Source organism: Rhizobium sp. P32RR-XVIII, from assembly GCF_012641395.1.
Lineage (GTDB): Bacteria > Pseudomonadota > Alphaproteobacteria > Rhizobiales > Rhizobiaceae > Rhizobium.
The window spans coordinates 1-22,045 of sequence record NZ_JABAIH010000008.1; the positions used below are offsets into that span (position 1 = coordinate 1).

At 58.0% G+C, this 22,045-nt stretch carries 18 protein-coding genes and 7 pseudogenes; 15 read left to right on the top strand and 10 right to left on the bottom strand.

What is annotated here, in order from left to right:
• The first annotated feature begins 648 nt into the window (after positions 1 to 648).
• From HGP14_RS21515 to HGP14_RS36680, 3 genes and pseudogenes are all read left to right on the top strand, one after another.
• Positions 649 to 1,668, top strand: a complete 1,020-nt coding sequence (locus HGP14_RS21515) for an alcohol dehydrogenase (RefSeq protein ID WP_168831935.1) — start codon at positions 649 to 651, stop codon at positions 1,666 to 1,668.
• Positions 1,669 to 1,875: 207 nt separating this feature from the next.
• Positions 1,876 to 2,217: a hypothetical protein gene (locus HGP14_RS21520; RefSeq protein WP_168831936.1), complete on the top strand. Its 342-nt coding sequence runs from the start codon at positions 1,876 to 1,878 to the stop codon at positions 2,215 to 2,217.
• 12 nt (positions 2,218 to 2,229) lie between these two features.
• Positions 2,230 to 2,448, top strand: a pseudogene (locus HGP14_RS36680) (XRE family transcriptional regulator); the annotation flags it as partial.
• Positions 2,449 to 2,523: 75 nt separating this feature from the next.
• Here HGP14_RS36680 and HGP14_RS21525 read toward each other — a convergent pair.
• Positions 2,524 to 3,006 (bottom strand): GNAT family N-acetyltransferase, encoded by a 483-nt coding sequence (locus tag HGP14_RS21525; protein WP_168831937.1) that lies wholly within the window; start codon positions 3,004 to 3,006, stop codon positions 2,524 to 2,526.
• Positions 3,007 to 3,507: 501 nt separating this feature from the next.
• On the bottom strand, positions 3,508 to 3,657 hold the full coding sequence (locus tag HGP14_RS21530; RefSeq protein WP_168831938.1) for a hypothetical protein: 150 nt from the start codon (positions 3,655 to 3,657) through the stop codon (positions 3,508 to 3,510).
• 170 nt (positions 3,658 to 3,827) lie between these two features.
• On the opposite strand from HGP14_RS21530, the gene HGP14_RS21535 reads away from it, so the two are divergent.
• Both HGP14_RS21535 and HGP14_RS21540 read left to right on the top strand, forming a co-directional pair.
• Positions 3,828 to 4,487: a DsbA family protein gene (locus HGP14_RS21535; protein WP_168831939.1), complete on the top strand. Its 660-nt coding sequence runs from the start codon at positions 3,828 to 3,830 to the stop codon at positions 4,485 to 4,487.
• 248 nt (positions 4,488 to 4,735) lie between these two features.
• The gene (locus HGP14_RS21540) at positions 4,736 to 5,683 is read left to right on the top strand and encodes an alpha/beta fold hydrolase (RefSeq protein WP_168831940.1); all 948 of its coding nucleotides are present in this window, start codon (positions 4,736 to 4,738) and stop codon (positions 5,681 to 5,683) included.
• Here the strand turns inward: HGP14_RS21540 and HGP14_RS21545 are convergent.
• Positions 5,672 to 6,604 (bottom strand): LysR family transcriptional regulator, encoded by a 933-nt coding sequence (locus HGP14_RS21545; protein ID WP_168831941.1) that lies wholly within the window; start codon positions 6,602 to 6,604, stop codon positions 5,672 to 5,674. The genes HGP14_RS21540 and HGP14_RS21545 overlap by 12 nt on opposite strands.
• A gap of 185 nt (positions 6,605 to 6,789) precedes the next feature.
• Here HGP14_RS21545 and HGP14_RS21550 point away from each other — a divergent pair, with 185 nt between their 5' ends.
• The 3 genes from HGP14_RS21550 to HGP14_RS21560 all read left to right on the top strand — a co-directional run bounded on the left by HGP14_RS21550 (position 6,790) and on the right by HGP14_RS21560 (position 8,928).
• Positions 6,790 to 7,722 carry a LysR family transcriptional regulator gene (locus HGP14_RS21550; protein WP_168831942.1) on the top strand — a complete coding sequence of 311 codons (933 nt, stop codon included), beginning with the start codon at positions 6,790 to 6,792 and terminating at the stop codon, positions 7,720 to 7,722.
• A gap of 140 nt (positions 7,723 to 7,862) precedes the next feature.
• Entirely contained in the window at positions 7,863 to 8,576 is a 714-nt protein-coding gene (locus HGP14_RS21555; RefSeq protein ID WP_168831943.1) for an SDR family NAD(P)-dependent oxidoreductase, read from the top strand.
• A gap of 112 nt (positions 8,577 to 8,688) precedes the next feature.
• Entirely contained in the window at positions 8,689 to 8,928 is a 240-nt protein-coding gene (locus HGP14_RS21560) for a 4-oxalocrotonate tautomerase family protein (protein ID WP_168831944.1), read from the top strand.
• A 488-nt stretch (positions 8,929 to 9,416) separates the two neighbouring features.
• Here HGP14_RS21560 and HGP14_RS21565 read toward each other — a convergent pair.
• The 5 genes and pseudogenes from HGP14_RS21565 to HGP14_RS21585 all read right to left on the bottom strand — a co-directional run bounded on the left by HGP14_RS21565 (position 9,417) and on the right by HGP14_RS21585 (position 15,253).
• Positions 9,417 to 10,407: pseudogene (locus HGP14_RS21565) on the bottom strand (IS5 family transposase).
• A 188-nt stretch (positions 10,408 to 10,595) separates the two neighbouring features.
• The gene (locus HGP14_RS21570) at positions 10,596 to 11,927 is read right to left on the bottom strand and encodes an MFS transporter (protein ID WP_168831945.1); all 1,332 of its coding nucleotides are present in this window, start codon (positions 11,925 to 11,927) and stop codon (positions 10,596 to 10,598) included.
• A 47-nt stretch (positions 11,928 to 11,974) separates the two neighbouring features.
• On the bottom strand, positions 11,975 to 12,910 hold the full coding sequence (locus HGP14_RS21575) for a hydroxymethylglutaryl-CoA lyase (protein WP_205927271.1): 936 nt from the start codon (positions 12,908 to 12,910) through the stop codon (positions 11,975 to 11,977).
• Positions 12,907 to 14,100 (bottom strand): CaiB/BaiF CoA transferase family protein, encoded by a 1,194-nt coding sequence (locus HGP14_RS21580; RefSeq protein ID WP_168831946.1) that lies wholly within the window; start codon positions 14,098 to 14,100, stop codon positions 12,907 to 12,909. The genes HGP14_RS21575 and HGP14_RS21580 overlap by 4 nt, the downstream gene beginning before the upstream one ends.
• 205 nt (positions 14,101 to 14,305) lie before the next feature.
• Positions 14,306 to 15,253, bottom strand: coding sequence for a LysR family transcriptional regulator (locus HGP14_RS21585; protein WP_246704528.1), 948 nt, complete (start codon positions 15,251 to 15,253; stop codon positions 14,306 to 14,308).
• A 125-nt stretch (positions 15,254 to 15,378) separates the two neighbouring features.
• Between HGP14_RS21585 and HGP14_RS21590 the strand changes: the two genes are divergently transcribed.
• The 7 genes and pseudogenes from HGP14_RS21590 to HGP14_RS21615 all read left to right on the top strand — a co-directional run bounded on the left by HGP14_RS21590 (position 15,379) and on the right by HGP14_RS21615 (position 20,667).
• The gene (locus HGP14_RS21590) at positions 15,379 to 15,849 is read left to right on the top strand and encodes an Lrp/AsnC family transcriptional regulator (protein ID WP_168831947.1); all 471 of its coding nucleotides are present in this window, start codon (positions 15,379 to 15,381) and stop codon (positions 15,847 to 15,849) included.
• 261 nt (positions 15,850 to 16,110) lie between these two features.
• Positions 16,111 to 16,215: pseudogene (locus tag HGP14_RS35575) on the top strand (alpha/beta hydrolase); the annotation flags it as partial.
• 1,014 nt (positions 16,216 to 17,229) lie between these two features.
• Complete coding sequence (locus HGP14_RS21600; protein ID WP_312862163.1) at positions 17,230 to 17,670, top strand: isochorismatase family protein; 441 nt, start codon at positions 17,230 to 17,232, stop codon at positions 17,668 to 17,670.
• Between the two features lie 172 nt (positions 17,671 to 17,842).
• Complete coding sequence (locus HGP14_RS35580) at positions 17,843 to 18,061, top strand: hypothetical protein (protein ID WP_168831948.1); 219 nt, start codon at positions 17,843 to 17,845, stop codon at positions 18,059 to 18,061.
• Between the two features lie 21 nt (positions 18,062 to 18,082).
• Positions 18,083 to 18,172: pseudogene (locus tag HGP14_RS35585) on the top strand (ATP-dependent DNA ligase); the annotation flags it as partial.
• Between the two features lie 176 nt (positions 18,173 to 18,348).
• Positions 18,349 to 19,494 (top strand): annotated as a pseudogene (locus HGP14_RS21610) (IS3 family transposase).
• Between the two features lie 414 nt (positions 19,495 to 19,908).
• Positions 19,909 to 20,667, top strand: coding sequence for a GGDEF domain-containing protein (locus HGP14_RS21615; protein ID WP_168831949.1), 759 nt, complete (start codon positions 19,909 to 19,911; stop codon positions 20,665 to 20,667).
• Here the strand turns inward: HGP14_RS21615 and rfbD are convergent.
• Positions 20,662 to 21,563, bottom strand: a pseudogene (rfbD, locus tag HGP14_RS21620) (dTDP-4-dehydrorhamnose reductase). The gene HGP14_RS21615 and the pseudogene rfbD sit on opposite strands and share 6 nt — an antisense overlap.
• Positions 21,560 to 22,045 (bottom strand): annotated as a pseudogene (locus tag HGP14_RS21625) (GDP-mannose 4,6-dehydratase); the annotation flags it as partial. The pseudogenes HGP14_RS21625 and rfbD, both read right to left, overlap by 4 nt.

The following is a 22,045-nucleotide window of genomic DNA, read 5'->3' on the forward strand; positions in this document are numbered from 1 at the left end:
ACCGACTTAGCAATGTCGAGTCCAATCGTGGTAATCTCTTCCATGGATGGCTCCTCCCATGCGGTTCCTAGCAACACCGCAATCTTGGCACATCGCGATGCCGGCGGAGGAGCCGTCCACAGCATCAGAAGCGGACGTTGCGGCTTCCACTCAAGGCACATGCGATGGTCTTTGCAATTGGCAATGCGTGAGTCCGAACCTCAAGCGTTCGGACCTTAGTCGCCAAAGGTCGCCTTGCACTAGGGGCTACCGCTACCAAAGAAACGCGCTTCGGTAATGAGGTAACTCAACGGAAGTTCACTTGCTTTTCGTTGATGACTGGTGGATCCCGGTCGAAGGTAGTTTTGCCCGCCGGGCTGTTCAACCAAGGCAAACGCGATCTAAGAACTGATGTCACGGGGCGCATCGGTGATTTCGATCTCCAACCGATCGAAGCGTACGCCGGGGAAATATTCGTCCATTTGCCGTGGATTGATTTCAAAGATCGTCCCCCTTGCCGCCTGCCCAGCCCGTGTGCTCGGCGGCAGTCAGCGGATTGAAGAAGAGCCTCCAGCGCACTAGATGCCGCCACGCATGCCAAAGCCTGCTGTGGTAAGGGCGATGACAATGCCTGCTGAACATGAGGTAACGAAATCTGAGGAGGGTTCCATGCCAAGCATGCGCGCTGTTGAAGTAAAAAACGCCAACGGACCGTTAGAACTTGTCGAACGCGAGGTTCCGAACCCCGCTGCCGGCCAGGTTTTGATCAAGGTCCAGGCGTGCGGAATATGTCATAGCGACGCCTTTACGGTGATGGGGGCATTTCCCGGCATTGCCTACCCGCGCGTACCAGGCCACGAAGTGGTCGGAGTTATCAAGAAAGTCGGCGAACGGGTGCCCAATTGGCAGCCTGGCCAGCGCATCGGGGTCGGCTGGCATGGCGGCCATTGCGGGCATTGTCGCTCCTGCCGACGCGGCGATTTCATAACCTGTGAGAACGCGCAAATTCCGGGGATCAGCTATGACGGCGGCTATGCTGACTACATGGTTGCGCCTTTCGAAGCGCTGGCTGCAATCCCGGATGAGCTCGAGGCAGCCGAGGCCGCACCCCTTCTATGCGCTGGGATCACGACCTACAACGCATTGCGCAACAGCGGCGTTCGTGCGGGCGATACGGTTGCAGTGCTTGGTATTGGCGGTCTCGGTCACCTTGGGGTGCAATTCGCCGCGAAGATGGGCTGTCGCACGGTCGCCATCGCACGCGGCGCCGACAAGGAGCCGTTGGCGCGCAAGCTTGGTGCCCATCACTACCTCGACAGCACGGCCCAGGATGTGGCCGCCGAGCTAAGCAAGCTGGGTGGAGCCCGCGTGATCCTGTCCACCGTTACCAATTCGCAGGCGATGAGCGCGGTGCTTGGCGGGCTGGCCGTTGATGGCAAGATGATCGTGGTTGGCGCTTCACCCGATCCGATCGAGGTCTCCCCGTTTCTGTTAATTGGCGGCCGCCGCGGCATTCAGGGATGGCCGTCTGGGACCTCGATTGACTCGGAGGACACTCTGGCTTTCAGCGCCCTCGCCAACATTCGGCCAATGATCGAAACAATGCCGCTCGAGCGGGCTGCAGAAGCCTATGAGCGGATGATGAGTGGCGCGGCGCGGTTCCGGATGGTCATAACGACCGGCAAATAGTCGTCTGTACCGAAACAGAAATGTCTGGCGACGCGCACCGAACAGTCGCCAGACGAACATGCCGCCCAAGGCGGAAGCCGCGATTAAAAATTGCTGTGTGATCAGCCGGTTGCAGTAGGCGGTCGCATCTCCTTGCGAGAGTCGCTGGGCCATGCTCTCATGCTGGGCGTTCTTTGGAACTGACATGGGTCAACCTCGGGGATGACTATGAAGCTCGTTAAAATGTTACTCAGGTCTTCGCTCGTCTCATCGGTGGTTGCCGTGATGATGGCGGTATCGCCGGTGACAGTTCCACGTGAGGCAAACGCTCAAACCAATATCAACATCAACATCGGGGTCGGCACCGATCTCAATAGAGGTCGCGGGATAACCTGCAGTCAGGGGGAGCGCCTGCTCCGTAATCGCGGCTTCCGGGATATTCGTCGCATCGATTGCCGAAGCAGGTTCTTCGTCTATCGCGCCTGGCGCGGCAATACACGCTTCGAGATCGCAATTCGTCAACGCGACGGCCGCGTTGTCGACATGCAGAGACTTAGTCGGCAGCGATAGCTTCGCGCCGATTTTAATCTAACGCAGCGAGATTTCGCCAACTACATGGGCATGCCATTTCGCAGCTACCAAGATATCGAAAGCGGTCGCAGCCCCGCTCGGGCCGGTCATTTAAGGGCCGCGGAGATGGCGGCGATTACGATTGCTCAAGAGTCCTCGGAACGAGCCCAAGCGCTTCCTCTACATCTCAAAGACATGATTCTGTCGGTTGCTAAGACACTCGACCGATAGCAAGCCCGCGCCGGGTTAGGGGCGGGTGGGATTGGCTGCTTACTCAGCGGGCACGTAGCCTTCGGGTCGCTCCCCTTAGAGCGTGCGAAACATAACGAAGGCGTCGACGTAACCGCGCGAAGGATGAAGGAAGACTTCAGGAAGCCGCCCGACAATCTCAAACCCAAGAGACTGCCATAGCCGCACCGCGCGTTCGTTGCTACTGATGACGAAGTTGAACTGCATTGCCCGAAAGCCCTTCGCGCGAGCATGCGCAAGTGAGTGCTCGTGCATTTGCCTGGCCACACCTCGGCCACTTGCCGCTGTGTCTGTCATATAACCGCAGTTGCAAACATGTCGTCCGCCGCCCGCCTGGTTCGCGCGTATGTAGTATGTTCCGAGGATCAGGCCATTCTCTTCCGCGACGAACGTTTCACGGTCCGAACCCATCCAGTAAGCCAGTGCATCGCTTTTGCTAAGATTGGGGTCGAGTGCATAAGTCTCGCCGGCGCGAATTGCCGGACCAATGATCCGCCAGATGGCGCTTCGATCATCATTGCTCGCGGGCCGGATTAGCATCCCTTAAACTACCGTGGAAATAGAGCACACGCAACGCGCTCGGCGGTATCAGCTAACTCCGGCTTGTCGGTCTCGACGCCGCCGCCGTCCTGTTCCCGCCAGCGGGCTGGTTTATAGCGATCGAGGTAGCGACCCTCGACCCAATCGTCGGCCCTTTTCGCGGGGTCTATCCCGCCTGACGCTCGCGCGCCTCTCGCTGGCGACCTAGTTTGGGGAACTTTCATTATCGGCCTCACAGACGCCGGGCTTGTCCACCCATTCGCGGGCTGGACAAGGATATGCGTCGGCTAGTGCCCATGCGCTGAAGGCCTGAGGTTGTATTTAGCAATTTTCAGATGCGCCTCCCCGTATGCAACAACGGCTCTTGCCTCCATCGGTGATGAGCGTTTCGGGCCGGAAGCGGTCATCGGGCGAAGTCGCGTCTGCGCCCATACTGTCCAAAAAGTCTCCGCTGCTGGTGTGCCCTTTAGGACGTCAACTCATTAACGAGTTGTCGGCCCTTCAGGCGGAAGCGGCGCGGCCTTGAGGCTTTCCAGCCAGTCTTGGAAAGTTTGGCCCCGCAAGTAGCTTGACGGCTTCCCACGCAGGCCAATCCGTGATCTGCACGCCTGTGCCGGGCGTCTGATCGGCGAGCCGCCAAGTCTCTGCCATCTACTCACATCCTCTGGTGAAAGCTCCCCAGAGGCGAGCCTACGCAGGATTGCCGAGCGGTAAGGTAAATCTATTTTGGTGACAGTGCATTTCATCGTTGGCGAGAATGAACTACCCCGTCACGGATGAAAAGGCTTTTCGCTGTACTCGGCTACGCGTAGAGGATCACGATGAACGACCAAGGACCTTCACAGACATCCGGCGGGATCGCCGCAATCATCGGCCAGCCAGTAGACCCTCAGACGGTTCTTCATTGGTACGATTTCATCTGTCCTTTCTGTTACATTGGGCAGACGCGCGACGCGATTTTCGAGGATCACGGATTTGCGGTCGTTGATCTCGCATTTGAAATCCACCCGGAGATCCCGATTGGCGGAAAACTCGTGGGGCCGCGGAGCGGAGAGATGTACGAAAGACTCCAGAAAGAAGCCGACGAGGCGGGCCTGCGGCTAAATTGGCCCGAGCGCTTGCCCAATAGCCGCCTTGCCCTGGCGGCTGCGGAATGGGTCAGGCGCAACCAGCCGAACGCGTTCCGCGAATTTTCAAAATCGCTCTTTGCTGCCCATTTCGCCGAAAGAAAAGATATCGGCAGTCAGGACGTCGTGAGCGAGCGCGCGCGTAGAGCCGGCGTCAGTGTCGATGACATGAGCCAAGCATTGGACGACCAGACCGCCTATCTGTTGGTGAACGAAACGGAGATGCTCGGTAGGCGGGCGGGTGTTCACGGCACTCCGGCATGGCTGGTCGGCGGAAGGATCGTCCCCGGTCTCCTCCCGCGGAACACCTTTGTTCAGATCGTCGAGGAGAACCTGCCTGTCGGTAAATGCTAGAGCGGGACGTCGCCCAAGAATGCGCGCGCTTTTCGGCATCCGCTCCAGCATCACCGACGCAGACCATCCGTTCCTTGGTTCACATGGCATTGTTCCTTTCGCAATCCTTTTAGCTCGACCTCGCCCAGTGCGGGCCTTGCCGAATTCAAGAGGCTTCCTCTCGCATTCTCGCTCTACCGGACGGGTCGGTGATGTTCGATTTTAGCGGTAAGCAACATGCCGCTCGTCGAAATCGAAGGAATGCTCAAATGCCGACGGAATTGATCACGAACTTGCTGACGGCCGCCGTGGTGTTCGGCACCTCGACATCGCTGGGACATGCCGCGTCTTCCGGCCAAAAGGCCGAAATTGGCTTCGTGGAGGTCACTAAGGACATCACGCTGAGAAGGATGGTCGTCCACTCGGTGAACCCAAAAGGAACAGTGCTCTTTCTTCACGGCTTTCCCGAAACCTTGTTCGTCTGGAAGGATATCTCCATGGCGCTGGGCGACGAATTTGAAGTCCACGCCTTCGACTGGCCGGGATTTGGACAGTCCACAAGACCTGCGGTCGAAAAGTTCTCCTATGCGCCCACGGACTACGCGGACGTTCTGAAGGCCTACATCGAGAGGGCCGGCATCGATCGGTCGAAGCTGACGATCTACGCAACGGATATCGGTGCCCTGCCCGCGCTGCTTCTTGCGATCGAAGAGCCGGATATCGCCAAGAACATCGTCGTCGGCGACTTCGCGCCATTCAACCGGCCCGAATACATGTACGAGAGCCTGCAGAACCTGAAGACGGAGCCGTCCGCCTCACAGACCCGTGCCTACATGAACAAGACCAGCGCGGAGATATTGACGAACGTCTACAGGCGGGGCCTCTCGAAGGAGGAGCAGTTTGATCTTCCGACAGACGTCCAGGAAGATATGAACCGTGGGTGGTCCCATGGCGATCTGACTTCGGCCGACGCCTTCTACCACTACTACGCCAAGTTCACACGCGATCAGGACTTCCTCGAAGCCAACCTCGACAAGCTGAAGACTCCGATCAAGGTAGTCTGGGGCGAGAAGGATCTGTACATCAACAAGGACATGGGCGTCGAGCTCGCCAAGAGAATCGAAGCAAGGCTCGATGTTCTTCCCGGCACGGGACATTACCCGCATCTTCAGAAGCCGGCGCGGACTGTCGACGAGGTGCGCGCATCAGCCAGATGAGCGCATTGCGTCCGATTGGCCGGCGTTCCCGTAGCTGCCGCTGGTTTCACGAAGCCGCGGCAATGCCCAGTCGATGAAGGACCGCACCTTCAAGGTGAGCGGGCCCTGTCGGGAGTAGACGATGTGGATTGGTCGGGGCGGCCCGTCATACTCCGTCAGGATCGGTACAAGGTCACCAGATCGTAAGTGTTCCGGAATCTGGTAGTCGAAGAGGCGCGCTATGCCCGCCCCACCTAGCGCTGCGGCGACACAGTTGGCCGCCGTATTGACCTCGAGACGAGTCCGCGGCAGGGCCTCGACAGGAGCCCCGTCAACCTGGAACGTCCAAAAGAACGTGCGGTTGTTGAAAATGATCCCGTCGTGTCCTGACAGATCGCCAGGATGTGCGGGAATTCCACGCTTCGCCAGGTATCCGGGGCTGGCGCAGGTGAGCAGATGGAACTCGCCCGCCTTGACAGCATACAAGGAACTGTCCTCAAGGTCGCCGAGACGAATGGCGATGTCGACCTGCTCGTTGACCAGATGAACCGAGCGGTCGAGAGACAACAGGTTCAATGACACCTCCGCGTGCCTCTCCATGTAGCTCAGGACGATCGGGAGGACGTATCGGTTTCCGAACTCGACCGGCATGGTGATCGTCAAGGTTCCACGCGGCGTCTGATATTCCCCTGACGCGCGTCTTTCCGCCTCCTCGAGGTCAGCCATGATCTTTCGTGCAGCCTCGACATATTCGCGCCCGGCGTCGGTAAGCTGCAGGTTCCGGCTTGTACGAACGATGAGGTTTGCGCCGAGGAACCGCTCCAAGTCGGCCACCTTGCGGCTGACGCTGGGCAACGGAGCATTGAGCCTCCTGCTTCCGGCGGAGATGCTCCCGGCGTCCACGACGGCAAGCAGCACCCGCATCGCATCAAGTCTATCCATGACGGCCACCAAGACGATGGATCTGGTTGTAATACAGTTTCGTTTCACTGCAAAGAACGCGGATTCTACGTTACGCCAACTGCTCCGACCCCTGCAGCCTAGGCTCAGCGAAGTGCAGGGATATTTACGTCGGAGGAAAATCCGGGGATGAGTAGTTCGCAAGTCAGCGTCTGCGGAGCTCGGAAATGGATCGTATCGATGCAATGAAAGTGTTTATCACCGCGGTGGACGAGGGTAGCCTTGCAGGCGCCGCTCGCAAGCTGAGGCGGTCTCCGACGGCGATCAGCCGGGCATTGAGCTCGCTGGAGGCGCATGTCGGCGTCGAGCTGCTGCATCGTACCACCCGAAGTCTCAAGCTCAGCGAGGCCGGGCAGCGCTATGCAGCTGCCTGCCGGCGCGTGCTCGTCGACCTCGAGGACGCCGACATGGTTGCCGGCGGGGAGCGCGCGTCGCCTCGGGGTACGTTGACCATCTCCGCGCCTCCGATTCTGGGCGAGGAGGTCCTGCGGCCCATTCTGGACGACTTTCTCGAACTCCATCCCAGCGTCTCCGTTCGCTTTCTGATGCTGGATCGGTTCGTAAACCTCGTCGACGAGGGTGTGGACCTCGCGCTTCGCATCGGCAACCTAACCGACTCGTCTCATATTTCGACCCGGATCGGCGGTGACGTCAGGCGTGTGATCGTGGCGTCGCCGCGCTACCTCGCCAGCAATCCGAGCATCGTAGAGCCGGCCGACCTTACCAAGCACCAGATCATCGCGTTCAGCAACTTCGGGCTGGAGTCCTGGAGCTTCAATCCGGCGAAAGGATCTTCGATTCCGAGAACGGTCCATTTCACGCCGCGCTATGTGGTGAACAGCGTGCGCGCCGCCGCGGCGTCGGCCGCGGCGGGCGTTGGCCTGACGAGGCTATATTCCTATCACGTCGCGAAGTACGTTCGGGACGGCCAGTTGAAGATCGTGCTTGCGGACGACGAGTTTCCTGCGCTTCCTGTCCATCTGCTGACGCCCCAGGGCCGCACGTCCGTGCCGAAGGTGCGAGCCTTCATAGATTTTGCGGTTCCCCGCCTCCGCGTTGAACTCGCCCGCATAGCGGCCGAAGCAGGTTCAATGCTGTGATTATGCCGAAAACCGGACGATTGTCTGCCAATCGCCAGCAATTCTCCCGAACATCGTATGCATCTAAATCAGTAGCACCGACGCCGAGGGCGTAGGGCGGCTCCGAAATCTAAGCCGCTGTACTTGAAAGGATGCACATCATGAGCAGTCAACAGAAGGTCGCCATCATCACCGGTGCTTCCCAGGGCATTGGGGAAGGACTGGTGCGGGCATACCGCGAGCGTGCCTATCGCGTCGTCGCGACGGCGCGGTCGATCAAGCAGAGTTCCGACGAAGGCGTTCACACGGTCGCCGGGGATATCGTGAACCCGGAAACGGCGGAGCGCGTCGTTAGGGAAGCGCTGGAGCGCTTCGGACGCGTCGATACGCTTGTCAACAACGCCGGCGTCTTCCTCGCGAAACCCTTTGTCGAGTTCACGCAGGAGGATTTCGACCACAACATCGGCGTCAATGTCGCCGGCTTCTTCCATATCACGCAGCGTGCCGCCAGGGAGATGTTGAAACAGGGCTCCGGCCATATCGTGAACATCACGACGAGCCTCGTCAACCAGCCGATCGCCGGCGTTCCGGCCGCGCTTGCCTCGATTACCAAGGGCGGCCTGAATGCGGTGACGCAGGGGCTTGCAATCGAGTTCGCGAAGACGGGCGTACGTGTCAACGCTGTTTCGCCCGGCATCATCAAGACGCCGATGCACGCGCCTGAAAAGCACGAATTCCTCTCTGCGCTGAATCCGGTCGGCCGTATGGGCGAAATTCGCGACATCGTCGATGCAGTCCTCTACCTCGAGAACGCGAACTTCATCACGGGCGAGATCCTTCATATCGACGGCGGCTCGAACGCCGGCCGCTGGTAGGCTGAACAAGGTGGTGGCCCAGCCTCTGTCCGGACCACCACCACGTGCGGCGCAAGGCCGCTTGCGCCAGCGCATCACACTATCAAACCAAAGCTTTCGAAAGGAGGAAGCCATGCCGATCGTCACCGTACAGGTCACCCGCGAGGGATCGACCTCAGACCGAAATTCAGTCACAGCGGAAGAAAAAGCCGCCATCATCGCAGGCGTCAGCGAGGTTCTGCTCGACGTCCTCAACAAGCCTTTGGAATCGACCTATGTCGTGATCGAGGAGGTTGACCTAGACAACTGGGGCTGGGGTGGGCTGCCGACCGTGCAGTACCGGAAGCAGCGCGCCGAGGCGTCTGGAACGTAAGACGGTTTGTCACGAAGGATTGATACGGACGAGGTCGCGGCTGAGCCCGCCGCGACCTCGTCCGGAGAACGGCAGACGTCGGTATTGGATCTGACGATTGAAGGAAGCCACAAACGGGACGTTGAATTCAACGGTGGCGTTCTTGCCCCGGAGGAGCATACGAGGGCCGATGCCATGATGACCAGACTGTCTCCTCGTCATTTAACAGTTAGGCTATTCGGCGCTACCGGTGTAGTGGACACGGTTCCGCCTCTCCCACTGCGCCAGGCGCCGCCGCTGAATTATCGCGGGCTGCCGAGGCGTGGCTCAGATTTCTAAATGTGGATCGACGGCGGGGTGTGTCCCATTCGCAAGGCGAACGCCAGTGCGGTCATCGCTACGACCAAACCCACAATGTAAAACGCAACTTGAACCGAACTTTTGTGCATGACCACAGCGTTGGCGCGGGGATCGGAGAGTTTTCGGACTCTGATCTTTGATGCCGTCGTTTACGAGGTGGTTGCAATGCGACGGATGGATTTCGGGTGTGCGCACGCGAGCATCCGATTGAGAACGGCGCAGCCGATGGCAACCGCGGTCTGTTGCGCTCCGAAGGTTCGTGCGCGCAATCGGCCACCGATGATCGACTTGTAGCGACCGATCGCAGCCTCGACCAGCGAACGCTTGCCGCAGCCAGTCGCAGTCTGCCACTTCATTCGTCCGTCCGTGTTGATCGCCGCGATATGTTGGTCTCGTTGAGTAGGACAGCTCGGTGTCCGGCCTTTCCACCGCGTTGGCGCGGGGCGGAATGACAACGGCAGCATCGGCGCTGTGCTTGACGACGGTGTCGTAAGTCGGGTTACCGTCATAGGCTCCATCGGCCGTGAACTGACCGATCTGAGCGTCGATCTGGTCGAGTAGCGGCTCCACCTGCGAGGCGTCACCAGCGTCTTGGTCGGTCATGACATGGGCGATGATCTCGCCGCTGTCGGCATCCAGCGCCAGATGCAACTTCCGCCAACTGCGACGAGATCTGGCACCGTGCTTCTCCTCCAACCACTGGCCCGCGCCGTAGACTTCAAGCCCGGTGCTGTCGATGAGGACGTGCACAGGCCCTTCTGCTGAAACGGAGCGGCCTCGCCGTCTGTCAAATGATCGACCCCTCCGTGCCCGTCGGCTCAGCGTCGTGTGATCGGGGACGGCGAGATCCAATCCCATCAGCTTCAGCACCGATGCCAGCAAACCCTCCGTCTGGCGCAGCCGCCAGCCGAACACCAGGCCCAGCGTCAGAGCGGTCTCGATCGCAAGATCGGAATAGCGCGGTTGACCGCCGCGCGTCGTCCGCTTCGGCGCCCCCCACGACGACAAAGCTTCCGCGGTTATCCACAGCGTCAGGCTGCCACGCCGGCGAAGGCCTGCCTCGTACTCTGCCCAGTTCGTCACCTTGAACTCCATCTTGCCAATACGATGGCGGCGAGCGGCATTGTGTTTGAAAGGCATCGTTGCAAAAAACCAGTTATTGCACTTGCCGATCACCTATGCCAACGCGATTAACGATCCGCGCACCAAGGTCGGTCGTCTTGAGAGCCTACGGAAGGTGGTCATCCAAGATCGGAGTTTGTCAGTTATTCCAAACTTCGAACAACCGCAATGTTTGGAGCGGGCGCACAAGCGCCCGCTCTGCACACTCAGCCTGAGCTTACGCGATCGTTAGACCGAAGAGCAGCCGGCATTGCAAAGAGCAGGATTACGCCACACAGCAAGCAAAGCGCTCCGATAACATAAAGAGCTGGGGTTGTACTGCCCGAGTAATCTTTCACAATCCCCACCAGATTGGGACTGACGATACCTCCCAATTGACCGAGCGTGTTAATGAGCGCGATGCCACCTGCGGCCTCAACGCCAGTCATCATCTTCGGAGGCAGTGTCCAGAAGGTCGGAATGGCAGCTACGACACCCGCTCCCAGGAGCGCCAAGGCGCATATGAGCATGACGATGTTCTTGTCGAAATAGCCTGCAGCAAAAAAACCCAACGCGGCAGCGAAGATCAGCGCGGCCACGAACTTCGCCCGCTCACCTGAACTGTCGGAAAGACGGCCGACGACGATCATGCTGATTGCACCGCAAATATAAGGAACTGCGGTCAAAAAGCCGGTGAAGGCGGGATTGTTGCTGCCAGCAGTTTTGATGAGATCAGGAGCCCAAAAATTCAGGCCATAGGAAGCGATCTGAATGAGGAAATAGATAAAGCCGAGCAAGAGCACCCCCGGCGCCGCTAGCGAACGCCAGAATGAACTCCTTCCAATCGCTTCTGACTGCTTTCGCAACTGGCCAGAAATGAGGGCTCGTTCGCTTGGTTTCAGCCAGTTAGCGTCTTCGACTCGATCGTCAAACCGCATTAACACGATAGCGCCTAAGAGGAGACACGGGAGCCCGCCGACGAGAAAGAGCCATCGCCAGCCCTCCAATCCGAGGGAGCCATCTAGGTACTTGAGCACCAGGCCGGAGACGGGTGCGCCGATAATCCCCGAAAAGGCGGTTGCCAAAAAGAAGGTCGATGTCATCCGCCCACGGTATTTCTTCGGAAACCATAGGGTAAGGTAATAAATGATACCTGGAGCGAAACCAGCTTCCATTGCACCGATGATGAATCGCAGTGCATAGAACTGCCATTCAGTGTGGACGAAGATCATGGCCGCGGTCGCTATGCCCCACGAGATCATGATCCTTGCGATCCAACGGCGTGGTCCGAAGCGGTATAGAAGCAGATTGCTAGGTACCTCGAACAGGACATATCCAAGGACGAAAAGGCTCGCGCCAAACCCGTATGCGGCATTGCTGAGGCCGAGATCAGTCTGTAATGCCGTCTTTGCAAAGCTAATGTTGATGCGATCGAAGAAGGCAAAAAAATAGCAGACAATGATAAGCGGCATCAGCCGCCAGGCAATCTTCCGTATAACGCCGTCTTCCGCCGATGCACTTTCCGCGCGATCGGACGAGTCTATTATTGTTAGGGTCATTTTTCCTCCGACTCCTCCAAGAGCGACGCTGATGCAGCGCCGATATTTTACGCAGACCGTTTGATGTTTGGCTGCGGATGCAAATCACTCGCGAGACCCGCTTTCGCCAACTGGCCCGGCGTTTCGTGACCAACCAGTTTCGGCAGCTCTGCCGAAAGGCGCAAAAGTTCGCGAAGATTAATCCCTGTCGGGACATCGATCTCGTGAAAGAAATTCACAAGGTCCTCCGTACATACATTGCCGGAAGCTCCGGGCGCAAACGGGCAGCCTCCGAGCCCTCCCAACGAACTGTCGAAACGACGTGCGCCAGAACGAAATGCTGCGTCAACATTGATAAGGCCAAGGCCGCGCGTATTGTGAAAATGCAAAGTAAGGTCGTTAGGCGAGACAAGAGCCAACGACAACTCCACCAAAGTCGTCACCTGGACGGGATTTGCCATGCCAGTGGTATCTGCCAAAGTGATCGAGGTGGCTCCAAGATCGAAATATCGTTTGATTGTGTCGGTGATTTTCGAAGTCAGTTGCGGCCCCTCGAAGGGGCATCCAAATGCGGTAGCTATCGTAGCATTGACATTGATCGAGGCTCCGTTTGCGATGGCAACCACCGAGCCCAGTTCCAAGAAAGACTGCTCTCGTGTCATACCCATATTCGCGAAATTGTGTGTTTCGCTCGCGGACATAACGAAATTCAATTCATCCGCTTTGGCGTCGATGGCCCGCTCGGCACCCTTGGTGTTCGGCACGAGCGCAGAGTAAATAGTATTCGGCCGCCGCTTTATGCCGGCGAAGACCTCGGATGCATCCTTCAGCGAAGGGATTGCCTTTGGTGAGACAAACGAACTGACTTCGATCCGCTTGATACCTGAATCCGCAATCGCGTTTACGAGGGCAATCTTCTCGCCTGTCGGAACCCATCGTTGCTCGATCTGAAGGCCGTCCCGCGGACCAACTTCTTGAATCGTCACGCCATCTAACGGGATCATTGGATCACTCCGGATCGGCGAAGATGTTGAACGTCCTTCCCGTCATAACCCATGTCAGCAAGAACACTTTCAGTATGTTCGCCGAGCATCGGGCCAGGCCATCGAACACCTCCGGGGGTTTCTGACAGCTTCGGCGTGATGCCCGGCATCTTGACCTTTATATCTCCGGGCAAGCTTGTCTCGAGGATCATATCCCGCGCAAGGTAATGCGGGTCGGTCACTATATCGGCGACGGAATAAATCTTACTGGATGGAACATCGGCAGCTGCCAGTTTTTCCAGCACTTCCGCGATGGGATGGCTTTGGGTCCATGTGCTAATGGCAGCGTCGAGCATCTCGACTTGCGCGACACGTCCATCGTTTTGCGCGAGTGCCGGATCATCCGCGAGGTCGATACGATCGATCACTCGCATCAACCGCTTGAAGATCGCATCGCTATTGCCGGCAATGACGACATAGCCGCCATCTGCCGTTGGATAGGTGTTCGAAGGCGCGATGCCGGGAAGCGCTCCACCAGTCCTCGTTCGAACGTGCCCCATCAAATCATACTCAGGAACAAGACTTTCCATGAGATTGAAGACGCTTTCATAAAGCGAGACATCGACGACCTGCCCCCTGCCTTGGCCAGTCTTGACACGCAGAAGCGACATCAGCGCTCCGATGACTCCGTGGAGCGATGCAAGGCTGTCTCCAATACTGATCCCCGCGCGAGCAGGAGGACTATCAACGTCCCCTGTCGTATAGCGGAGCCCGCCCATTGCCTCGCCTATGGCGCCGAAACCCGGTTGATCACGATAGGGGCCGGTTTGGCCATAACCAGAGATGCGAACCATCGTCAGGTTGGGGTTAAGGGCGGACAGCGTCTCCCAGCCGAGCCCGAGCTTCTCAAGTCCACCGGGGCGAAAATTTTCAATTATGACATCTGCACTCGTGGCAAGTTCGCGAGCAATTTCGACACCCTCAGGCGTTTTGAGGTCAACCGCGATGCTGCGCTTGTTACGGGATTGGAGATACCACCACAGCGATGTGCCTTGATGTAGCTTGCGCCATTTGCGTAACGGATCACCGCTCCCCGGTTGCTCGATTTTGATCACATCCGCTCCAAATTCAGCCATCAACCGCGCTGCAAATGGTGCTGCGATAAGCGTGCCGAATTCGACAACCTTGATCCCGATCAGGGGTCCATTCATTGCGAAGTCTCCTCCGTTTCAATTTGGAGGATGGTTCTCTATTCCGATCGCGAGGTCCAATGGTCATTTTTCAACGCTTGTTCTCGTTTGGAGAACGGTTGCCAAGGCTTTCGCCCACTGCCTCGACCGGATGCATCGCGGATATGACCGCACGCGCTCCCAATTGGCGTGGGATCGCTGCGAATGGCTGTCGAGACTGGAATAACTATTGGTAGCTGTGTTGTTCTCGATTGCCGGTGAGGTGGTTGAACATCATGAGGCTGGCGACGGGCAAATCATGTACGCTTTTGACAACCACCGATAACTGCCGCTCCGCCCAGATGTCCCTGAGGGGCAACGCTTTAATGTCCATACCCGTGCTCAAGACATCGAAGGCGCGGTTCGGCATCAGTCCCACTCCCATGCCCGCTTGGACCATACGACATACCGCATCGAAGCCCGGAACATGAATCCTGAGTTTGAGCGACTTGCCAACTTGCTGGGCGCTATACTGTGATCTCAGATAGATTGAGCTCGTTGCGAACAACGCGACATGATCAAAGTCTAGCGTATCGGCAAAAAAGATATCCTTGGCAGCCGATAGCGGATGATTGGAGGGTACCACGATGACAAGCTGGTCCTCCCGATAGTCGAAACGCTCAAGGCCCCGAATATCGACATCGTCGGAGCAGATGCCGATATCTGCGACACCATCCTCGACACCGCGAACCACATCGGCGCTCGGGCGCTCATGAAGATCGAGCCGAAGCGATGCATATTCGTTGAAGAATTTTGGGAGATCGTCCGGCAGAAATTCAACAATGGCGGAAAGGTTGGCCAGCATCCTGACATGACCGCGTACGCCGGCAGCGTACTCATTTAGCTCGACTGCGATCTTCTCGATATTCAGCAGTGTCCGACGCGCGTGATGTAGAAGTGCTTCTCCCGCCGGCGTTAGCTTCATGCCTTGCGGAGTCCGCTCGAACAAGGAGACTTGCAGTGTCTCTTCCAGACTGTGCAGCCGTTTGCTGACCGCCGATGGCGCAATAGCTTCGCGTTCTGAAGCCCGACGAAGGTTTCCCTCCTCGTGTATGGCAATGAAAAGCTGCAATGTGGTGAGGTCGAGCCGTTTGACGACATTCGCGATCTTGGAACTCGACATAGTGTCAGACATCGGGGCCTCCGCAATACATGCTTTAAACTGTATCCCGTCTTCCGCGCCTGAAGTAATCAATCTTGCATGTATGGAGCGTGCCCTGTAGCTTGATACGCTACTTGATGCTCATCGCTTGGTGAAAAATGCCAAAAGCAAAATTAGACAGAATCGATCTAAAAATAATTTCCCTGCTGCAGAACGATGGACGCATGACTGCACAACAGCTGGCTGAGCAGGTCGGCCTATCACCGTCTCCATGCGCACGCCGCGTAAGAATTCTCGAGGAAACTGGCGTTATAAAAGGCTATGCTGCGGTGATAGACGAGACCGAGTTCGGGTTGTCAGTCAGTGCTTTTGCTTCAGTCAAGCTCACCCGACAACATGAGGACGACCTTGACCGTTTCGCCAAGGCAGTCAGCCGTTGGCCGGAAGTCGTGGATTGCTACCTGATGACCGGACAGCGAGATTATTTGCTGCGTGTCCTGGTTCGAGATCTTGCGGGGTATGAGGCTTTTCTCAAAGAAAAGTTGACACGGCTCGAGGAGGTGGCGTCGATTGAAACAAGCTTTGCGTTAACGCAGGTCAAGCGGTCAAATCACCTGCCAATCGAATGACCGGTTCAAACCAACGAAAGTATCTCCAGCACATTGTGACGAGGTGTCCGAGGCCAGTTGTAAGCGCCTGATGGGGTTTCACTTTGGAAGTGTTGGCCAACGGAGTTAACGATCCGCGCACCAAGGTCCAGCCGCTCTGCTCGCCACTCACATTCATCGTGTCCGCGCCATGGCCCATTGGAAAATAGTGACGAGTGCCATTGCCTGATCTCAGGCAGCAGAGCGGTCGTTCGTTCTCCTCTCGATAATGTGACAACTCCGCTTAAGAACAGCACGCTCAAGATCTACAAGAACTTGCCGCACGGCATGTGCACGACCCATGCCGATGTAGTGGACCCCGACCTACTAGCCTTCGTGAAGGCGTAACATTCTGGCCGGCGCGCCGTTAGTCTCTCAGACGGCGCTCCGGTGTACCCGGAAGGAACAGCACCGTCCCCAAGCAATCACTAGGCAGGGACGACACTTGTCATCGGGAACCTGACGTCCGCGATTGATTGTGTGAAGATGATCGGCAAAGCGCCAGTCGGCATCTTGGCTCGTCAGCGGTCTTGACTGATGTCAGCACAGCTTGATCATCGCTATCGCATTGGGCGTTGTTACGGACATATCGTTTGTAAAGCATCATACCAGGTACTCTGTCCGATGGATAACGCAGGATGGCGGCTCCATCGCGAGCAATAGCTTGCTGAGCGGCGGCGCAGGTCGTTGAACCAACATTTAGCCGCTCGACTGCAAATGAAGGCTCCGCCGCAAATATGAGCGTAAAGGGTATAAGGCTGGTCCTTTTCATCGATTTAGCCTCCCTGTGTTAAACGGGATTTGAGCAGGGTGCTGTCCTCCAAAATATGAGCAAGATCGCGAAATCTGGCGGCAAGTACCGCAGAGGTCCAGACAATGCAGTCCTAGGTGTAAATGTGATTAATTCTCGGAACTATGTCCTTTCGGGCGTATGAGACCGGGAGCATAATTTTCGGTCATTCCAATCCAAAACAGAAAGAGTCTCGACATGCACGATTATGATTGTTGCAACACACCTCGCCGATCCTTCTTACGTGGCGTCGCCGGGATCACGGCGGCGAGCGCGCTCACGGCGGCTGGTACCGCAAGCGCGCAGACGGCCACCACTGACCCCTATGCCGATCCAGCAAATCCGGGCCTTGAAAAGGGCAACATGAAGGTGGATCGGTCGCGTGCGGCCCTGGTAGTAATCGACCCGCAAATCGATTTCCTGAGCCCAAAGGGCCATGCCTGGCCGGTCGTGGGAGAGAGCGTGACCGAGCACAACGTGGTCGCAAACCTCGGCCACCTTTTCGAGGCCGCCAAGTCAGCCGGCATCGTCGTGGCAATTTCGCCGCACCACTATTACCCTTGGGACCATTCGTGGAAAATCCAGCCCCCCTCGAAGTCTTCCAGCATGAGGCCGGCATCTTCGATCGAAAAGGCCCATACACGCTGGACGGATTCCGTGACTCCGGCGCGGATTTCCTTCCGGACCTTAAAAAATACATCGAGGACGGTAAGACGATCATTTGCTCGCCGCACAAGCTGTACAGTCCGGCAGCCAACGACCTGCCATTGCAATTGCGAAAGCAGCGCGTTGACCAGATCGTCCTCGCAGGAATGCTCGCCAACATGTGCGTCGAGTCGCATTGCCGCGATTTCCTCGAACTTGGCGTCGAGGTCGGCGTGGTTCGCGACGCGGTTGCCGCGCCGAAGCTTCCGGAAGGGGACGGCTATCTCTCGGCGCTGATCAATTTCCGCTACATGCCTAACGGTCTTTGGACGACGGAAGAAGTTGTCCAGATGCTGGCCCAGGCATAACTCTGGGATCATTTCCCCAGACGGACCAGGCGCAGAATGCCCGGTCCGTTCTCTGTTTGCAAACGCATTGTCGACGGCGATGGCAAAAAGGACTGGGGAGCGAGATGACAATTGGCTCTCCAGACCTGTTTGCCGTTGTGGGCTCGATCGGAATCATCTGCTAGTTGTAATCATGACCCCAGAACGATTTTCTGAATGCCTCCTGCATATCCGATGGACGCCGATCAACATCGCGTCCGCGCTTCAATGCGAACTGTCGTGGATCGAAGCGCTCGAAGCCGGGAACGAGGAAATTCCTGCAGGCCTGGCTGCCTGGTTGGAAACACTGGCACAGGCACACGAGGCTCTGCCGCCCCCAACTACATACTGTGGCAGGAGATCAAAGCTCTAAGTAGATCACCGCTTTGTCCTGCGCGCCTGGACGCATGACCAGAAGCTGCGGCATGCGTCATATAAGGGGCTTCGAGAGGAGCAGGGCGAGGCGGCGGTTTATGAAATTTAGCGTTGGCGTGCGGGCCGGAGTTCAGCTCCATATAGTTCGGGCGCCGTGGTCTTGATGACCTTGCCCCCAAGTTTTATCCAGTTTTGAGTTCTTTTTGACGTGCTCCCGGCAAATTGAGCCATTTGGAACTGGAATTGTCCACTTATGATCCCTGCGGGGACATTGGGGAGAATTCCATGAAGGCGTCGAAGTTTTCGGAGGCGCAGATCGCCTTCGTGCTGAAGCAGGCAGAAGACGGCACACCGATCGCCGATGTTTGCCGCAAGGCGGGGATCTCGGACGCGACGTGCTACAACTGGCGCAAGCGCTATGCCGGCCTGATGCCGTCGGAAATGAAGCGGCTGCAGCAGCTCGAGGAAGAGAATGCTAAGCTGAAGCGGATCGTCGCTGACCTGTCGCTCAACAAGGCGATGCTGCAGGACGTGCTGGCAAAAAAATTCGAGGCCCGCCCGCAAGCGTGTGCTTGTCGACGGGGTGAGAGCCGATTGGAGGGTCTCGACCCGCCGCGCCTGTTCGGTGCTGAAGATCGATCGGTCGCTCTATGTCTACAAGTCCAGGCGCGGCGAGCAGGCCGAGTTGAAGCTGAGGATCAAAGACATCTGCCAGACGCGGGTGCGCTACGGCTATCGGCGCGTGCATGTGCTGCTCAAACGAGAGGGCTGGTCGGTCAATCCGAAGCGAATCTACCGCCTTTAAAAGGAGATGGATCTGCAGCTCCGCAACAAGGTCCCCAAACGCCGTGTGCGGGCGAAGCTCCGGGAGGATCGCTGCGCGGTGACGCAGTCCAACCAGGTCTGGGCGATGGATTTCGTCCACGACCAGTTGGCAACCGGCCGCAAGCTCCGTGTTCTGACGGTGGTCGATACCTTTTCGCGTTTCTCTCCCGTCGTCGATCCACGCTTCAGCTACCGCGGCGAGGACGTCGTGCTGCCCCTGGAACGGACTTGCCAGATTGTCGGCTATCGAAGACGATCCGGGTCGACCAAGGCAGCGAATTCATCTCACGTGACCTCGATCTGTGGGCCTACCAGAAGAGAGTCGTCCTCGATTTCTCCCGGCCTGGCAAGCCGACGGACAACGGCTACATCGAAAGCTTCAACGGTAAGTTCTGGGCCGAGTGCCTGAACACTCGCTGGTTCCTGAGCCTTGACGACGCGCGGGCGAAAATGGAGGATTGGCGTAGAGACTATAACGAGTTCCGGCCACACAGCGCGATCGGCAACAAGGTGCCGATTTCGCTGATGAACGGCTCATCGGCCCCAGCGCCGACCTGGGCCTTAACCGCGGAAAATTCCAGCTCTGGCTGGCCCAACATCGGGTAGCACTTCATTAATTATGGAACCGCTTCTTATTGACTGCCATCCGAAAAATCGGAACGAAAACCGGATTGTTGGGAACGAAACGCGAAAAATCGGAATCTACGGCCGAATTAGCGTAGAACACGCAAAATCATCCCACGTCCGCACCAAGATAATGGCTGTCGGCGAAGTGGCAATCGAACTGCAGGTCTCCACCGTATTCTGTGTTAGAAGCAAATACTGGCGACGCCAACGCGGAGGGTGCGAATGGGTTTCTTACACAAGCGCATAGGCCTTGGTCTTGCAGGCTCGCGATCTGGTTGGCGTGACGATAAAATTCTGCGTGGCCTACTGCTAAAATGCCATCAGATTTATTCACCTGCTATTTTCGCCGAATCTGTCAAAGATAGCGACAACTGCACAAGCTCCGTTTAACCGATGACTCTGCAATTTCGCTTTCGCCAAGCCGCAATCGTCGCGCATATCAAGAGCGCAATGCGCGGTGCCCTTGCCTCGGCGGTTGGGGCGACCGCGGTTGTTTGCTTGTTAAGCCTGCTTGTTCCCGAACATCCGTTTTGGGTAGAATTGAGCGCTGTGGCGTTGATATCAGCGGCTGTTACATTTCCTCTGCAATTTGCGCGTCACCGACGCAAAAAAGCGCTTCGTGATCTCCAAAAAGAACTTCAACACGCCCTCCATCGCGATCCCGTCACAGGTACACTGTGCGCCGAGGCATTTGCGACCTCGGTCGAGCATGCGATAGACCGCAGGCGCGTGAGCACCGCGGAAAGCCCGGATGGCGTCATACTCGTTCTCAGGGTCGGCAATTTTGATGAGATCGGTCGTCGCTATGGACCGCAATGGGCAGATACACTGCTTCAATCGATTGCTCGGATCGTGCATTCTTCCGTGCGCTATGGTGATCTCGTCGCCCGGCTTGCCCCCGACGAACTCGGGATCTATCTGCCAAGCGCAACAACGGAAAATGTCAGCGACATCTGCGAGCGCATTCGCGCGCGGGTATACGAAACCACCTTCACAGCCGGGCAAGAGCGGCAGATATCCGTGACGGTGCGCTTTGGCGGTACCAGGGTCGGGGACCAGTCCGCCTTTCAGGCACTCCGCGAGGCTGCCAACAGCGCCGCCCTCGCGGAGGAACAGGCTGGCTCCCTCCTTTTCCGAGAGTTGTTTTCATGAGAGGGGCTTTCGGGCCTGCCAGGAATTCGGCCTTACAGCCTGTTGACAACGCCCCGCAACGCCCAGGAAAATCCGTCCGACGGCCTCGTCAAGAGACCGCTGCCACTGCGGCATGGTCCAGCCGAATGCCGAGGCGAACTTGGCGGTGGACAGTTGCGTGTTCAATGGGCGGGGCACCCGAGCGGCAAATTCGGCGGTTGGTATGTCACGAACCTCTGCCCACGCCCGCCGCGAGCGCGGCTTGAGGAGAACACGTGACGCGCGAAATCGGCCCATGAGGTCGTGCCGCTTCCCGCGACGTGATAGGTGCCGTATGCCGCAACCTCACCCATCGTAACGGCGGCACGCAGAATGGCATCGGCAATGTCGAGCGCTGACGAGGGATTGCCGCGCTGGTCTGCGACGACCGCGATTTCCTTACGCGCGCTCGCCAGCCGCAGCGTCGTCTTTACGAAGTTCGCCCCGAACGGGCTGTACATCCAGCTCGTCCGCGAGATGAGATGGCGGGGCGCCGCGCCGTAGACCTTCAGGGGCGCCAGCGCATCCGTCTCGCGGTAGCTGCCCCGCTTTTTTCCATCAAAGACGTAGTCGGTCGAAAGATGGACGATCGGCACTCCGAGACGGTTCGCCGCCTCGGCGACAGCCCCGGCGCCAACCGTGTTGATCCCATAGACCAGTTCCGGCTCACGCTCAGCCCGATCGACGGCCGTAGAGGCGGCGGCGGAAACGACAAGCTGGGGGCGCAAGGACGCCAGTGCCGGCTAGATGGTCTCGGGCCGGGCCAGATCAAGTTCGGGGCGCCCCAAGGTAAATAGCTCGACGTGGGGCAACGCTCGTGCCCGCTCCATCAAAGCCAAGGCGACTTGGCCCTTGGTCCCGGTTACGGCGATCCTCATGCCAGACGTCGCTGACGTTCGCCGAGACGCGTGCCTGAATAGCGCTGGTGCCGGATCGGCTCCCACCACCACCGGTTGGTCAGATACCAATCCAACGTCATGCTCAGCCCGTCATCGAACCCCAGCCGCGGCTTCCACCCAAGCTCTCGCTCGATCTTGGAGGGATCGATGGCATAGCGGCGGTCATGACCCGGGCGGTCGGGGACGAACGTCATGAGATCCCTGGAGCTTCCGCCCAGCACGCCCGGCCGCCGACCGTCGAGGAGATCGCAGATCCGCTCGACAACGGCGACGTTACTGCGCTCGGCGCGTGCACCGATGTTATCGCTTTCACCGGGCCTTCCATGCCTCACCACCAGTTCCAGCGCGCGCGCATGGTCCTCCACATGCACCCAGTCCCGCACGTTCAACCCAGTACCGTAGACCGGCAGCGGCTTCTCCTCAATGGTGTTGATGATCGTGAGCGGGATCAGCTTCCTCGG